Below are 15,040 nucleotides of genomic sequence, written 5' to 3'. Positions count from 1 at the left end.
CACGCATATGCCCCTCGCACACTCTCCCCAGGCGCCGACCAGGCGAGTTCACTCTTCATGCGCATGCAAGGGACGCACCCCGCCTCCCTTCGACCACGGAAAGGAGTGGACACGTGAGCGCCGACTCCGGCCATCCCGTCGCCCAAGGAGAACTCGCAGAGTTACGACGCCGGCTCGACGTGGCCTGTGCCCGCGTCGAGGGCGGGCTGGCCCTGCTCAGTCATCGCACCGAGGAGACCGCGAAGGAGGTGGACGAGCTGAACTCCCGGCTCACCGGCCTGGAGCACACCCGCTGGCCCCTGCCCTCGGTGGCCGCGCTCGTCGCCCTCGGGTCACTCGTCACAGCGATCTGGCAGGCGCTGGCCCGTTAGGCGTCGGCGAGCCTGAGGTGGTGCAGCAGGAGTAACGCGGCCGCCATGTTGGCGGCCGGGACCTCCCCACGGGCGATCAGGTCGGGGACGAGCTTGAGCGGAACCCATTCCCGGCGGTCGGACTCGAAGTCGTCCACGGGATGCCCGACGTACTCGCCGCCGGCGGACCAGTAGATGTGGTGCCGGGCGTCGGTGAGGCCGTTGGACGGCTCCACGCTCATGAGGTGGTGCAGGGGCCCCGGCCGCCAGCCGGTCTCCTCCTCCAACTCCCGGGCCGCCGCCCGGGCGATGTCCTCACCGTCCTCCACGACCCCGGCCGCCAGTTCCCATCCCCAGCTGTCGGTGATGAAGCGGTGGCGCCACAACAGCAGTACCTCGTCCGCCTCGTTGACGATCGTGGCCACCGCGACGGGCCGCAGCCGGATCAGGAAGTGGTCCAGGTGCCGGCCGTCCGGCAGTTCGACATCGGCGAGGTTCACACTGAACCAGCGGTTCGCATACACGGTTTGTTCGCTTTGTTTCGTCCACTGCACGGTTCTGCCACCTTCCGTCGAGTAAGTGGCAATATCGCAGCAGGGACTTGTCCGGCCCACCGCGCCGGAGAACCCGGCCCCGGGTCACAGCGGCACGCGCAGCGCCCCGTCGATCAGCTCCGCCGCCTCGGCCGTACCCGCACAGCCGCTGCGCACCAGATGCTCGCGCACCGCTCTGAGCCGGTCGCGCAGCCGCTGCGACTCCATCCCCCGGGCCTGCTCGGCCATCTGCACGGCCGCGGCCACCGCCTTGTCCGCGTTGCCCTGGCGCAGCTCGATCGTGCTCAGCATGGCCAGCCGGTGCACCCGGCCCCGGTCGTGCGCCGGGTTGTCCACGGCCGCCGCCGCGTGCTCACCCGCCGCCCGCAGCTCGCCGAGGCTCAGCAGCGCCTCCGCCACCTGCACGTTGACCAGGCCCGGCTGGACATAGCCGGTCTCGTCGGGCTCATGGCCCCGCCGGATGCGTTCGGCGGCCTGCTCGGCCCGGCGGATGCAGGACAGGGCGCTGCCGCCGTCACCGAGGTGCGCGTACGCCTTGGCCTGCATCGCGTACAGATCGGAGGCGAGCGCCGGAGTGATGTGCCGGCCGGCGGTGCGCAGCGCGGCCTCCGCGAAGGCGACGGCCTGCCGGTACTCCCGCATGAACAGCGCCTGGTTGACCAGCAGCGCTATGACATACGCGCCGAGCCCCCGGTCGCCGCTGGCCTTGGCGAGCCTGAGCGCCTGGTGGAAGTAGCGCTGGGCCAGGCCGTGCGCGTCGGAGTCGTACGCGCAGATGCCCGCGATCGCCACCAGTCCGCCCGTCGCGCGGTGCAGCTGGCGGCCGGTGGCGTCGGTGTAGCCGCCGCGCAGCAGCGGCGCGGCCTCGGCGTTGAGGAACCCGACGATCCGGGAGCGGGTCGCCACACCGCCCGTCTTGCGGTACATCTGCTCGTAGTGGGCGCGGGCGGCCCGCAGCATCTCGATGTCCGCCGGGGTGACCCGGTGCCGGCCGCCGCGCGAGACGTCCACGTCCTCCGGCGGGTTCTCCCACTCCCATACGGGCATCACGGCGGGCGTGCCGGTCACCGCGGGAGCGCCCAGCAGATGCGGGCGCTGCTGCTCGTCCGACCGCCACAGGGCGGTGGCCCGCTCCACGAAGCCGGACAGGGAGCCCGCGTGCGGGGTCTGCGGTTCGCCCGGCACGCCGAGGCCGATGTCGTCCAGGGTGACGGGGCGCCGCAGCCGGGCGGCGAGCACCTCGCAGATCAGGTCGGGGACCTGGCCGCGCGGCCGCTGGCCCTTCAGCCAGCGGGCCACGGCGGTGTGTTCGTAGCGCAGGGCGAGTCCGCGGCGGCGGCCCGCCTGGTTGACGTGCGCGGCCAGGCCGGCGTGCGAGATCCCCGCCTCGTCCAGGATCGCGTCGAGCAGTGTGTTGGGCTGCATGGGTGGCCCCCCGGTGGCTCGGTGCCCGACAGAGTAGTGTGTCCCGCTTCACACGGGGTGTGTTCGGAGTACGCGTATTCAGGGTGTGCGCGCGGTGTCGCTCCGCGTGTCCGGCGGCTTGAATTGACCCCCTCGCAAGAGGGCCGGCCGGGCCGCCGGCTCCCCCTCATACAGCGGCGGCCCGGCCTCCGGCGGCTTGGCGTTGCGAATCGGCGCCGCTGGACTACGGCTGGTTCGTCGGCTGCGGGTACTTCGTGGCTGGTCGCGCAGTTCCCCGCGCCCCTTCAGAGCGTTTGTGCACACGCTCGTTGCGCAGGACCAGTAGGGCGATGTCATCCGTTGGGGTCCCCGCTGTGTGGCGTAGGAGCGCTGCGAGGACCGTACGCAGGACCTTCTCGGGAGTGATGGGCGATGCCCGAACCGCTCCGGCCAAGGCTGCCCGTAACGGGAAGAAGCGGCCCTGGCGGTCGCGGGCGTCCTCCGCGCCGTCCGTGAAGAGGACGAGCATCTCGCGCGGCACCAGATGGCCGCAGTCCAGGGCCGGGAGAGTGGCCGGGAGCGGGAAAGGGCCCAGCGGTGGCAAAGGATCGGTCCGGGCCAGGGGCTCGACGCGCGGGCCGCTGAGGCGGTACGGCCACGGGTGGCCGCAGTTCAGGGCGTGTACCCGGCCGTCGCGGGCGATCTCCAGCAGCAGTACGGTGACGAACTCCTCGGCGACCGGCGGCTCCAGGGCCGCCTGACCCGCGGAGGGATGCTCGGCGATGGCCCGCTCGCGCAGACGCCGGGCCAGCGCCCGTTCCAGGCGGCGCAGGACGCCGGCCAGGTCGGGCTCGTCGTGGGCGGCCTCGCGGAAGCTGCCGAGGACCGCGGCGACGGTGTCGAGCGCGGCGAGCCCGTGACCGCGGACGTCACCCATGACGGCACGTACGCCGTGCTCCGTGGCGACCACCTCGTACAGGTCGCCGCCGAGCGAGGCGCCGCGCTCGGCGGACAGGTGCGCCGCCGCGAGGTGCAGGCCGTCGATGCACGGCGGCAGCGGCCGGACCAGGACCCGCTGCGCGGCGCGGGCGACACGGCGCACCTGCGTCAGTTCCTTCAGCAGGGTCCCGCGCACATGCGCCACGATCCCGGAGCCGACGGCGAAGAAGACGGCACTGGTGGCGACCCGCGCCCCGAGCCCGTCCTGCTGGGCCAGCGGACACGCCAGCTTGTAGGTGACCGCCACGGCGCCCCAGGCGGTGGGCAGCCCCAGCGCGGCGGCCCGGCGCAGCGGCAGCCTGATGCGGAACATGTCCTCGGCCCCCCAATCAGGCCCTGACAGCGCAGAACGGACCGGCCCCGAAAGGCCGGTCCGATTCTGTCGCCGCAAGCCCCGGAAGAACGGGGTCCGCCGGATACCTCACCCGGATGAGTGACGGGACTGAAGCGCCCCGAAAGGGGCGCGGGGAACTGCGCGCTCAACCAGGCACAATCCGCACCCGTCGAACAAGCAGTCCCCCCACGGCGACCAGCCGCGCAGCGACTAGCCGCGCAACACAGCCCCCGTACGCTCAGCGGCCAGCGCCACCGCCGCATCCCGAGCAGCCGACGCCTCGTCAACCGTCAGCGTCCGGTCACCCGCGCGGAAGCGCAGCGCATACGCCAGCGACTTCTTGCCCTCACCGAGCTGATCGTCGTTCTCGTACACGTCGAACAGCCGGATGTACTCAAGGAGCTCACCCGCGCCCTCGCGCAGCGCGGCCTCGACCTCGGCGGCCGGGACCGGCTTGTCGACGACGAGGGCGACGTCCTGCGTGGCGACCGGGAACGTGGAGATCCGCGGCGCCTGGGGGGTGTCGTCGCCGACCCGCTCCACCACGTCGAGGTTCAGCTCCATCGCACAGGTGCGCTCGGGCAGGCCGAGGGCCTTCAGCACACGCGGGTGCAGTTCGCCCGCGTGCCCGATGACCTGCTCCTCGCCGTCGGCCACGACGGCGAGCTCGGCACAGCGGCCGGGGTGCCACGGGCCGTACGCGCCCTTGCGGACGATCAGCTCGGCACCGGCCTCGCGGGCGACGGCCCGGGCGGCCTCGACGGCGTCGGCCCAGTCGGCCGGGCGGCCCTTGCCCCACCAGCCGGCCCGCTCGCGGGCGCCCGCGAGGACGACGGCGACGTGGCGCGGCTGCTCGGGCAGCGCGGCGTCGAGCTCGGCGATCTCCTCGTCGGTGGGACGCCGGTCGACGGGCAGCGCGGCGGCGGTCTTCTGCTCCGCGCGCGGGTGGAAGACCAGGCCGGTCTCGAACAGCGCGAGGTCGTGCGAGCCCCGGCCGTCGTTGCGGCGCAGGGCGCCCAGCAGGCCCGGCAGCAGCGACGTGCGGAGCGCGGGCTCCTCGTCGTTGAGCGGGTTGGTGAGCTTGACGACGCGGCGGGCCGGGTCGTCGGCGTCCAGGCCGAGCTGGTCGAAGACCTGCTCGGAGATGAACGGGTAGTTCGGCGCCTCGACGTAGCCCGCCCCGGCCAGCGCGCGGCCGACGCGGCGGTGCAGGCGCTGGCGGTGGGTGAGGCCGCGGCCGGACGGCGGCTTGGGCAGCGTGGAGGGCAGGTTCTCGTAGCCCTCCAGCCGGATGACCTCTTCGGCCAGGTCGTTCGGGTCGGTGAGGTCGGGCCGCCAGGACGGGACGGTGACGACCAGCTCGTCCTGCCCGTAGACGTCGCAGCCGATCTCCTGCAGGCGGCGCACCACGGTCTCGCGGCCGTAGGTGACGCCCGCGACCTTGTCCGGGTGGTCGGCCGGAATGGTGATCGTGCGCGGCGCGGACGGGGCGGCGATCTCGGTGACGCCGGCCTCGGCGGTGCCGCCCGCGAGGATCACGAGCAGGTCGACCGTGCGCTGTGCGGCCGCGGCGGCAGCAGCCGGGTCGACGCCGCGCTCGAAGCGGCGGGAGGCCTCGGAGGACAGCTTGTGGCGACGGGCGGTGCGCGCGATGGAGACCGCGTTGAAGTGGGCCGCCTCGATCACCACGTCGGTGGTGGCGTTCTCGACGTCGTCGTGGTCGGCGATCTCGGTGTTGGCGCCGCCCATGACGCCGGCCAGGCCGATGGGGCCGCGCTCGTCGGTGATGACGAGGTCCTCGGCGTCCAGCGTGCGGGCCACGCCGTCGAGGGTGACGAGCTTCTCGCCCGGCTCCGCGCGGCGCACGCCGATGGTGCCCTGGACCAGCTTGCGGTCGTAGGCGTGCAGCGGCTGGCCGAGCTCCATCATCACGTAGTTGGTGACGTCGACGGCGAGCGAGATCGGGCGCACGCCGACCTTCTGCAGACGGCGCTGCAGCCAGATCGGGGAGCGGGCCTCGGGGCTCAGGCCGGTGACGGTGCGCGCGGTGAAGCGGTCGCAGCCGACCGGGTCGCCGACCTGCACCGGGTAGCCGAAGGCGTTCGGGGCGGGCACGTCGATGAGCGCCGGGTCGCGCAGCGGCAGGCCGTAGGCGATGGCGGTCTCACGGGCGACGCCGCGGATGGACAGGCAGTCGCCGCGGTTGGCGGTGACGGCGATGTCCAGCACCTCGTCGACCAGCTCCAGCAGCTCGACGGCGTCCTTGCCGACCTCGGTCTCCGGCGGCAGCACGATGATGCCCTTGCTGCCGTCGTCGCCCATGTTCAGCTCGTCGCTGGAGCAGATCATGCCGCGGGAGATCCGGCCGTAGGTCTTGCGCTCGGCGATCTGGAAGTCGCCGGGCAGCACCGCGCCGGGGAGCGCGACGACGACCTTGTCGCCGACGGCGAAGTTGCGGGCGCCGCAGATGATCTCCTGGGGCTCGCCGGTGCCGTTGGCCTGGCCGACGTCGACGGTGCAGAAGCGGATCGGCTTCTTGAACTCCGTCAGCTCCTCGATGGTCAGCACCTGGCCGACGGCCAGGGGGCCCTTGAGGTCGGCGCCCAGCCGCTCGACGGTCTCCACCTCAAGACCGGCCGAGACCAGCTTCTCCTGGACGTCACGGCCGGTTTCCGTCGCCGGCAGGTCGACGTACTCCCGCAGCCAAGAAAGCGGGACCCGCATCAGATCTCCATCCCGAAGGGCCGGGTGAACCGGACGTCACCCTCGACCATGTCTCGCATGTCTTCGACGTTGTGGCGGAACATCAGCATCCGCTCGATGCCGAACCCGAAGGCGAAGCCGCTGTACTTCTCCGGGTCGACACCGCAGGCGGTCAGCACCCGCGGGTTGACCATGCCGCAGCCGCCCAGCTCGATCCAGCCCTCGGAGGAGCAGGTGCGGCAGGGGCGGTCCGGGTTGCCGACGGACTCGCCGCGGCAGACGTAGCACACCATGTCCATCTCGGCGGACGGCTCGGTGAACGGGAAGAAGTTCGGGCGCAGCCGCGTCTTCATGCCCTCGCCGAACAGCGACTGGACCATGTGGTCCAGGGTGCCCTTGAGGTCGGCCATGGTCAGGCCCTCGTCCACGGCGAGCAGCTCGACCTGGCGGAAGACCGGGGTGTGCGTGGCGTCCAGCTCGTCGGTGCGGTAGACGACACCGGGGCAGATCACGTAGACCGGCAGCTCGCGCTCCAGCAGGGAGCGGATCTGCACGGGCGAGGTGTGGGTGCGCAGCACCACGCCGGACTCGGTGCCGCCCTCGGGGCCGGCCACGAAGAACGTGTCGTGCTCACCGCGGGCCGGGTGGTCCGGGCCGATGTTGAGCGCGTCGAAGTTGAACCACTCGGCCTCGGCCTGCGGGCCCTCGGCGACCTCGTAGCCCATGGCCACGAAGATGTCCTCGATGCGCTCCGAGAGCGTGGTCAGCGGGTGGCGGGCGCCGGCCGGCACGCGGTCGTACGGCAGGGTGACGTCCACGTCCTCCTCGACCAGCACGCGCGCGTCCCGCTCGGCCTCCAGCTCCACCTGGCGGGCGGCGAGGGCCTTGTTCACGGCGCCTCGGGCCTGGCCGACCAGCTTGCCCGCGGCCGCCTTGGCGTGCGGGGGCAGCGCGCCGATCTCGCGGTTGGCGAGCGCCAGCGGGGAGGTGCCGCCGGTGTGGGCGACCTTGGCCTCCTGGAGCGCGTCGAGGGAGTCCGCGGCGGCGAAGGCGGCGAGCGCCTCGTCCCGCATGCGCTCGATCTCTTCCGGTTTCAACGCCTCGACCTCGACAGGGTCGTACGACTTATTCGGTGCCGACATCTCTTCCCGTGCTTCCGATTGGCTGGCTGACGGTCCCCGTCACCGACTCGTGTGGGCCGCGTGAGGACGCAAAGGTGCCAAAGGCCGAGTCTAACGGGGTGGAGGTATACGAAGAGCCCGTGGGCCGTCAGGCGAGATACGCCGGCGCTGCCACGGGCAGGGTAAATCGGAACTCGGCGCCGCCCTGCTGGGCGCGGCCGACCGTGATCGTCCCGCCGTGGGCCTCGACGATGCCCTTGACGATGTACAGCCCGAGGCCGGTGCCACCGCGCTTGCTGCCCCGCCAGAAGCGGGTGAAGACGCGGTTCATGGACTCCTCCGGGATGCCGGGCCCCTCGTCGCTCACCGTGACCGACGTGCCGGTCTCCTCCCCTTCGCGGGGGGACGCCGTGGCCGTGATGCCAATGGTGACGGTTCCCTCGCCGTGCCGCACGGCATTTTCGATGAGGTTGCTGAGCACCTGGTCGATCTTGTCGGGGTCCGCCCACAGGGCGGGCAGCGGCTGCTCCAGGCGCAGCAGGAAGCGGTCGGCGGGCTGGCCGGCGGCGACGTAGGCCTGGATGTGCCGTCCGACGGCGGCGCCGATGTCGACGGGCTGGCGGCGCACCTCAAGCCGCCCGCTGTCGATCCGGGAGATGTCCAGCAGCTCGGCGATCAGGCGGGTGACCCGGTCGGCGTCGGCGTCGACGGTCTCCAGCATCAGCCGCTTCTGGTCGTCGGTGAAGCGTTCCCACTTGGCGAGCAGGGTCGCGGTGAAGCCCTTGACCGAGGTGAGCGGGGAGCGCAGCTCGTGGGCGACGGTGGCGATCAGCTCGGCGTGGCTGCGCTCGGTGCGGCGCCGGGCCTCGGTGTCGCGCAGCTGGACGACGAGGCGGTGGACGGGCCCGGTGGGCTCGGTGCGCACATAGCGCACGGTGACCAGCACCTCGCGCCCGCCGGGCAGGAGCAGATTGCGCTCGGGCTGCCGGGTGCGGGTGGCGAGGCCGCCGTAGGGGTCGGTCAGCTGCCACCAGCGCCGCCCCTCCAGGTCCTCTAACGGCAGGACCTTCTCCAGCGGCTGCCCGAGGGCGTCGTCGGCGCGGACGGCTGTGATGCGCTCGGCGGCGCTGTTGAAGCAGACGACGTGTCCGTGCTCGTCGGCGACGACGAGGCCGTCGGGCAGGTCGTCGGGGTCGATGCCGAGCGCGGCGGGGTCACCGGACGGCCGGGGCGCGGGCGGTCGCCGCCGCACGTCCCCTGCTCCCGGTGCGTTGCTGGTGCCGACGCTCATCCCCGTATCCCACCTCTCAGGCGACTGAGTAGGCCCCCGAGCTGGTCACCCTACTAGCTCCCGGTGACGGAGCGGCACCCTCCGGAGGCGCGCTGTGCACGCGCGGACGCGTACAGACATACGGCCGCGGCGGTCGCGAGGTTCAGGCTCTCGGCCTTGCCGTGGATGGGCACGCGCACGACGGCGTCGGCCAGCGCGCGGGTCTCCTCGGGCAGGCCCCAGGCCTCGTTGCCGAAGACCCAGGCGGTCGGCCCGCCCATGCTGCCCTTGTCCAGTTCCTCGTCCAGGTCCCGGTCCCCGGCTCCGTCGGCGGCGAGGATGCGCACGCCGGCCGCCTTGAGGCCGTCGATGGCCTGCTCGACGGGGACGCCGACGGCCACGGGCAGGTGGAAGAGCGAGCCGACGGAGGCGCGCACGGCCTTGGGGTTGTACAGGTCGACGGAGGCGTCGGTGAGCACGACGGCCTCGGCGCCGGCGGCGTCGGCGCAGCGCAGCACGGTGCCGGCGTTCCCGGGGTCGCGGACGTGGGCGAGCACGGCGACGAGTTTCGGCCGGGCCGTGAGGATGTCCTCGAACGGCGTGTCGAGGAACCGGCACACACCCACCAGCCCCTGCGGGGTCACGGTGGTGGAGATGTCCTCGATGACCTGCTCGGAGGCGAGGTGGACGCGGGCCCCCGCGGTGCGGGCCTCACCGATGATGTCGGCGTAGCGCTCCGCGGCCTCGACGGTGGCGAACAGCTCGACCAGCGTGTCCGCGTGCCCGGCCGCCTCCCGCACGGCCTGCGGCCCCTCGGCGAGAAACAGCCGCTCCTTCCCCCGGAAGTTCCGCTTGGCCAGCCGCCGAGCGGCGGAGACACGGGGGGACCGGGCCGAGATCAGCTCGGGGCTGACGGGAGGCATGCTCTTCTTCACCTTCAGGAAGTCTTGTCTGTGGAACGCCGGGGGGTCGCGCCCCGACAGGGGCGCGGGGAACTGCGCGACCAGCCACGACGAACCCGCAGCCGACCGACGACAGAACCGGCCCAACGACAGGACCCGCAAGCTGAAAGCCTGCGGGTCCTGCGGTGAACGTCGGCTAAAGCCAGCGCAGCGTCACGCGGCCTTCGGCGCGTTGACGTCCGAAGGCAGCGCCTTCTGCGCGACCTCGACGAGCGCCGCGAAGGCGTTCGCGTCGTTGACCGCCAGCTCGGCCAGGATCTTGCGGTCGACCTCGATGTTCGCGGCCTTCAGACCCTGGATGAAGCGGTTGTAGGTGATGCCGTTGGCGCGGGCAGCGGCGTTGATGCGCTGGATCCACAGCTGGCGGAAGTCACCCTTGCGCTTCTTGCGGTCGTTGTAGTTGTAGACCAGCGAGTGGGTGACCTGCTCCTTGGCCTTGCGGTACAGGCGCGAACGCTGACCGCGGTAGCCGGAGGCCTGCTCCAGGATCGCCCGGCGCTTCTTGTGGGCGTTGACTGCCCGCTTGACGCGTGCCACTTTTTAACTCCTTGTAGCGGGGCCGTGGGTGTCCTCACACGGCCCGGAATCGATTGGGTCCCGGTTGTGCCGTACGGCGCTCAGTGGCGCCCGTACGTCACTTGCCGAGAAGCTTCTTGATCTTCGCGGCGTCGCCCGGGGCCATCTCGGCGTTGCCGGTGAGGCGACGCGTCACGCGGGACGACTTGTGCTCGAGCAGGTGGCGCTTGCCGGCGCGCTCACGGAGCACCTTGCCGGAGCCGGTGACCTTGAAGCGCTTGCTGGCACCGCTGTGCGACTTGTTCTTCGGCATAGCGCCGTTCTCTCCTCGTCGGTGGCGCTCCGGTGCCCGGTCGCGAAAACCGGGCACGATCGGAACGTCGCTCTTGTTTCGGTTACTTCCTGGGACGTACGTCCCGGGTGTCCCCGGGCACAGTCCCCGGGATCACGCCTCGGCAGGTTCCTCGGCGGACGCCTCGGCCTCGACCTCGGCATCGGCGGGGTTCTGCGACCGGCCGGGGTTGGCCTTCGCAGAAGCCTTGCGGGCCTCCTGCGCCTGGCGGGCCTCGGCCATCGCCTCGGTCTTCTTCTTGTGCGGACCGAGAACCATGATCATGTTGCGGCCGTCCTGCTTCGGGTTCGACTCGACGAAACCGAGGTCCTGGACGTCCTCCGCGAGCCGCTGCAGCAGTCGGTAGCCCAGTTCGGGCCGGGACTGCTCGCGACCACGGAACATGATCGTGATCTTGACCTTGTCGCCCTGCTTGAGGAACCGGACGACGTGACCCTTCTTGGTGTCATAGTCGTGCGGGTCGATCTTCGGCCGGAGCTTCATCTCCTTGATGACCGTGTGCGCCTGGTTCTTGCGCGCCTCACGGGCCTTCATGGCCGACTCGTACTTGAACTTCCCGTAGTCCATGAGCTTGCACACGGGCGGACGGGCGTTCGCCGCGACCTCAACCAGGTCGAGGTCGTACTCCTGAGCAAGCTCCAGTGCCTTCGCGAGCGGCACGATGCCGACCTGCTCGCCACTGGGACCGACAAGTCGCACCTCGGGAACGCGAATCCGGTCGTTGATGCGGGGCTCGGCGCTGATGGATCCTCCTCGGTAGCACCACACGACCGTCTGGCGGACAGCCGCGTACGTCTGTTTTCGTGAGACCTAACCGCGCCGAAGCAGAAAAAATGCCCCGGACGATCACAGGCGGGGCTCCTCGCACTACCGGAGCACCATCGCGGTGACCGCGGGGCGCACTATCGGGCGACTCCATCGTCCGTACGGAACGATGGTGGCCGCCTGACCGGATGACCCGCCGTCCCGGAGGACGGTCAGGTGGGAGTTCGGAGCCTCCACTTGTGGGCCGTACACATGGGGGTGTCCGGCCGGTCGTCACACAAGGTTAGCAGCTGCCCGGGGGTGGTGCGAACCGCCGTGGTCCGGGGCCTATCGTGTGGGACATGAGTGACACCCCTCCTGAGTCCCCCGAATCGCCCGAGGCTCCCGACTTCGACGAGATGACCCGCGACATCGCCGAGGTCCCCGCCGTCGAGGTGATCGTGACGGTCGCCGTCAACCTGATGAGCGCCGCCGCCGTGAAGCTCGGCCTGACCGAGGAGGGCGACAAGTACAAGGACCTGGACGAGGCCCGCAAGCTGGTGCACGCCCTCGCCGGTCTGCTGGACGCGTCCGCGACCGAGATCAGCTCCTTCCACGCGGCGCCGCTGCGCGACGGCCTGAAGTCGCTGCAGCTGGCCTTCCGCGAGGCGTCGATCGTCCCGGACGAGCCGGGCCAGGGGCCGGGCGAGAAGTACACCGGCCCGGTCTACGGCTAGCAGCTCATCCGCGTACATACAGGGGCTCGCCCGGGGGCGTCGCCTCGGCCGGCAGCACTGCCAGGTCGAGGCCGCGCACCAGGCGGGCCCTGAGTGTCTCGTCGGCGGCGAGCCGCTCGGCGACCGCGCGGGCGGCCTCGGCGGGCGCGGCGTCCGGGCCGAGGACGAGGGCGAGGGTGCCGTCGGCCTGTCCCGGTCCGAGATGGGCGCGCAGCACCCGTGGCTCGGCGGCGACGGCGGCCCGCACGGCCTCGATCACCGCGGGGTCGGTGAGCGGGTCGGTCGAGGTGCGGCCCTCGGCGAGCGCGAGCAGCGCGGGTCCGGTCAGCTCGAACGGGACGGGCCCGGCCAGGTCGAGCACGACCGTGTCGGCCTTCTCGTGCGCGGCGGCCTGCAGCGCCTGGTGCAGGGGTACGGCGACGGGGCGGGCGGCCGGGTCCCAGCGGGCCAGCGAGTCCGTGGAGGTGAAGGCGGGCAGCGCGGTGCGGTGGCCGGCCTTCAGCGTGGGCACGGCCATGTCGGAGGTCTTCTCGCGGCGCAGCCCGTTCTCGTCCTCCTCCACCTCACCGAGCACGGCCACGACGGGGACGAGCAGCCGGGCGCCCTTGAGCGCGGCCAGGACGGGCCCGACGGCCGTGCGGTCCTCGGCCCAGGCGGCGAGCGCGGCGCTCAGGCGGGGGTCGGCGGAGCCGTCGTCGTCGGAGAAGCCGGGATCGGGGATGTTCTTGTTCGCCACGGCCCCGACCCTACGCGGTGCGGCCGCGCCGCTGCTCACAGGGCGTCGTGCTCCTCGTGGCGGCCCCGCACGTCGTACTCCTGGCGGCGGCCGCGCCACAGGACGGCGGCGGCGACCAGCAGCACTCCGCCGACGCTGCCCGCGAGCGGGGCCGCCCAGTCGCTGGTGCCGCTCTCCTCGCGCACGGCCTCGGGCCCGTCCCCGAAGTACTTCCGCCCGTAGGCCGCCGAGTGCAGGCCCTCGGGTCTCAGTCCTGCGGCGGCCTTGATGGCGGCCGCCGGGTCGACGAAGCCGAAGCCGCGGGAGTCGTCGCGGCCGCCGACGGGGGCGCTGCGGGCGGTCCGCTCCAGCAGCTGCTTGATCTGGGCCGGGGTCAGCCCGGGGTGGGCCGCCTTGATCAGGGCGACGCATCCGGAGACGAACGCGGACGCCGCGGAGGTGCCCCAGCCCTGGTAGTAGCGGTGGTCGGGGTCGGCGATGACGATGTCGACGCCGGGCGCGCTGACGGTGGCGTACCAGCGGCGGGTGGAGAAGGAGGCGCGGGTGCCGAACCGGTCGACGGCGGTGGCGGCGATGACGCCGGGGTAGGCGGCCGGGTAGGAGATGTGGTCGCCCTTCTCGCCGCCGTTGCCGGCCGAGGCGACGACGACGGCACCCTTCTTCAGGGCGTACTGCACGGCCTCGTCCTCGGCGGGCTCGGGGTGCGCGGAGGCGGAGTCGTCGCCGAGGGAGAGGTTGATGACGTCGGCGCCGTGGTCGGCGGCCCAGCGGATGCCCTCGGCGAGGGCGTTGCCGCGGGTGCGGCGGGCCCGGTCGCGGTCGGGGTCGCTGTCCTCCAGGATCACCCGCACGGGAAGGATCTTCACCTTCGGGGCGATGCCCATGACGCCGTCGGCACCGCCGGGGCCGTGGCCGTGCCCGGCGATGATCGACGCCATCGCGGTGCCGTGCCGGGCCCAGGAGCGGCTGCCCTCCCGGGCGCCGAAGCCGACGAGGTCGGTGCCGGTCAGGACGTTGCCGGCGAGGTCGGGGTGGTCGGCCTCGACGCCGGTGTCGAGGACAGCGACGGTGACGCCCCGGCCCTGGGTGGTGCGCCAGACCTGCTGGGCGTGCAGCGCGTCCAGGGCCCACTGCCGGCTCCGTATGCCGTCGGCCTGCGCGGGGGTGGCGGGCAGCAGTGCGAGGGAGCCGGCGAGCAGGCAGGCCAGCAGCCCCGTGCGGCTCGCGCGCGCGACGGTGGTGGGGCGGCTCATGACGTCTTCTCCGTGGGCGTTACGGCGCTGCCGCGCAGGTTCTTCTCGATGCGGTCGGCCAGACCCTGCGCCTCGTTGCCGAGGCCGGCCTGGATGGGGGCCGTGGTGGCGCCGGAACCGGTGGCCCCGGCGGGCTGCGGGGTGTCGACGGTGCGGCCGTCGGCCCAGCCGGTGACGGCGTAGACGACCACGGGGACGTCGGTGAGCACGGTGATCGTCCATGCGGCGCGCTGCGGGTCGCCGAAGCCCGCGGCGGGGGTGCCGGCCTGGGCGTAGGGGCGGGGCAGCAGGTCGGGGCGGGTGCCGAGGCCCTCGGTACGGAACCGGGTGCTCAGCGCGCGCATGGCGGCCGGGTCGGCCTTGGTGAACAGCAGGCCGACGGTGGTGACATGGCTCTGGGTGGCGTCGGTGTACGTCGCGCGCAGCAGGCGGGCGCAGCCGACGGGGTCGAGGGCCTTGCGCAGCAGCGGGTCGAAGGCGTCGGCGCAGTCGCCGTCGGGGGCGACCGCGATCCGGGTCCAGGTGCGGTCGGCGCCGCCGGGGCCGGCGTCGGGGCCGGTCACGGTGGGCGGGAAGAGGGTGTCGACGGGCACGTTGTGCCAGAGGCCGGAGGCCGCGACGTAGGTGGCGGCGGCGCCCTCCTCCTCGGAGTCCCCGGTCAGCCAGGCGCCGGTGACGGCCCCGCCGATGAGCCCGAGGCCGAGGACGAGACAGACGGTGGCCGCGACCGCGTGCCGCCGGGGCCGTGGACGGCCGCGGTAGGCACGGTCGTCGAAGAACTCGGGCTCGCCGAGCGACACCCGGGGCCGCGCCTCCCCCGTCGCGCCCCAGACCTGGCCGGGGCCGGGCGGGAGGCCGGGGGGCGCCGGGGGCGGGGGCGCGGTGCGGGGTCGGTGGGCGACGGGGACGGGCCGGGGGATGCGGGGGGGCCGACGGACCTCCGGGGCCGGGCGGCCCCGGCGCGCGCGCCCGGAACGCCGGGCTCCGGCCGGCTGCCGGGCCGGA

Annotated in this window: 15 protein-coding genes; 2 read left to right on the top strand and 13 right to left on the bottom strand. The window is 72.7% G+C overall.

What is annotated here, in order from left to right; all coding sequences use genetic code 11:
- Positions 1–113: 113 nt before the first annotated feature.
- On the top strand, positions 114–371 hold the full coding sequence (locus C3489_RS24185; RefSeq protein ID WP_103784148.1) for a hypothetical protein: 258 nt from the start codon (positions 114–116) through the stop codon (positions 369–371).
- Here C3489_RS24185 and C3489_RS24180 read toward each other — a convergent pair.
- The 10 genes from C3489_RS24180 to infC form a co-directional block, all read right to left on the bottom strand.
- Positions 368–904 (bottom strand): NUDIX hydrolase, encoded by a 537-nt coding sequence (locus C3489_RS24180; protein WP_103784147.1) that lies wholly within the window; start codon positions 902–904, stop codon positions 368–370. The genes C3489_RS24185 and C3489_RS24180 overlap by 4 nt on opposite strands.
- 84 nt (positions 905–988) lie before the next feature.
- Positions 989–2,329 carry a transcriptional regulator gene (locus tag C3489_RS24175; protein ID WP_103784146.1) on the bottom strand — a complete coding sequence of 447 codons (1,341 nt, stop codon included), beginning with the start codon at positions 2,327–2,329 and terminating at the stop codon, positions 989–991.
- A 223-nt stretch (positions 2,330–2,552) separates the two neighbouring features.
- Positions 2,553–3,620 (bottom strand): PP2C family protein-serine/threonine phosphatase, encoded by a 1,068-nt coding sequence (locus C3489_RS24170; protein ID WP_103784145.1) that lies wholly within the window; start codon positions 3,618–3,620, stop codon positions 2,553–2,555.
- A gap of 231 nt (positions 3,621–3,851) precedes the next feature.
- A complete protein-coding gene (gene pheT / locus C3489_RS24165) occupies positions 3,852–6,365 on the bottom strand; it encodes a phenylalanine--tRNA ligase subunit beta (protein ID WP_103784144.1) in 2,514 nt (837 codons plus the stop codon).
- On the bottom strand, positions 6,365–7,486 hold the full coding sequence (pheS, locus tag C3489_RS24160) for a phenylalanine--tRNA ligase subunit alpha (protein WP_103784143.1): 1,122 nt from the start codon (positions 7,484–7,486) through the stop codon (positions 6,365–6,367). Before pheS ends, pheT begins: the two co-directional genes overlap by 1 nt.
- Positions 7,487–7,613: 127 nt before the next feature.
- Entirely contained in the window at positions 7,614–8,756 is a 1,143-nt protein-coding gene (locus C3489_RS24155; RefSeq protein WP_103784142.1) for an ATP-binding protein, read from the bottom strand.
- A gap of 53 nt (positions 8,757–8,809) precedes the next feature.
- Entirely contained in the window at positions 8,810–9,658 is an 849-nt protein-coding gene (locus C3489_RS24150) for an RNA methyltransferase (protein ID WP_103784141.1), read from the bottom strand.
- 192 nt (positions 9,659–9,850) lie between these two features.
- Entirely contained in the window at positions 9,851–10,234 is a 384-nt protein-coding gene (gene rplT / locus C3489_RS24145; RefSeq protein WP_016642495.1) for a 50S ribosomal protein L20, read from the bottom strand.
- A gap of 97 nt (positions 10,235–10,331) precedes the next feature.
- Positions 10,332–10,526, bottom strand: a complete 195-nt coding sequence (gene rpmI, locus C3489_RS24140; protein WP_004933563.1) for a 50S ribosomal protein L35 — start codon at positions 10,524–10,526, stop codon at positions 10,332–10,334.
- Between the two features lie 132 nt (positions 10,527–10,658).
- The gene (gene infC / locus C3489_RS24135) at positions 10,659–11,333 is read right to left on the bottom strand and encodes a translation initiation factor IF-3 (protein ID WP_181139818.1); all 675 of its coding nucleotides are present in this window, start codon (positions 11,331–11,333) and stop codon (positions 10,659–10,661) included.
- Between the two features lie 338 nt (positions 11,334–11,671).
- On the opposite strand from infC, the gene C3489_RS24125 reads away from it, so the two are divergent.
- Complete coding sequence (locus tag C3489_RS24125; protein WP_103784140.1) at positions 11,672–12,046, top strand: DUF1844 domain-containing protein; 375 nt, start codon at positions 11,672–11,674, stop codon at positions 12,044–12,046.
- Between the two features lie 4 nt (positions 12,047–12,050).
- Here C3489_RS24125 and C3489_RS24120 read toward each other — a convergent pair whose 3' ends face one another.
- From C3489_RS24120 to C3489_RS24110, 3 genes are all read right to left on the bottom strand, one after another.
- Complete coding sequence (locus tag C3489_RS24120) at positions 12,051–12,782, bottom strand: SseB family protein (RefSeq protein ID WP_103784192.1); 732 nt, start codon at positions 12,780–12,782, stop codon at positions 12,051–12,053.
- A 35-nt stretch (positions 12,783–12,817) separates the two neighbouring features.
- Entirely contained in the window at positions 12,818–14,035 is a 1,218-nt protein-coding gene (mycP, locus tag C3489_RS24115) for a type VII secretion-associated serine protease mycosin (protein WP_103784139.1), read from the bottom strand.
- Positions 14,032–15,040, bottom strand: a 1,009-nt coding sequence (locus C3489_RS24110; RefSeq protein WP_258054928.1) for a hypothetical protein, incomplete at its 5' end; no start/stop codon positions are given. The genes C3489_RS24110 and mycP, both read right to left, overlap by 4 nt.

The organism is Streptomyces sp. Ru71, from assembly GCF_002920535.1.
GTDB lineage: Bacteria > Actinomycetota > Actinomycetes > Streptomycetales > Streptomycetaceae > Streptomyces.
This window is presented reverse-complemented; position numbering and strand designations above follow the sequence as displayed.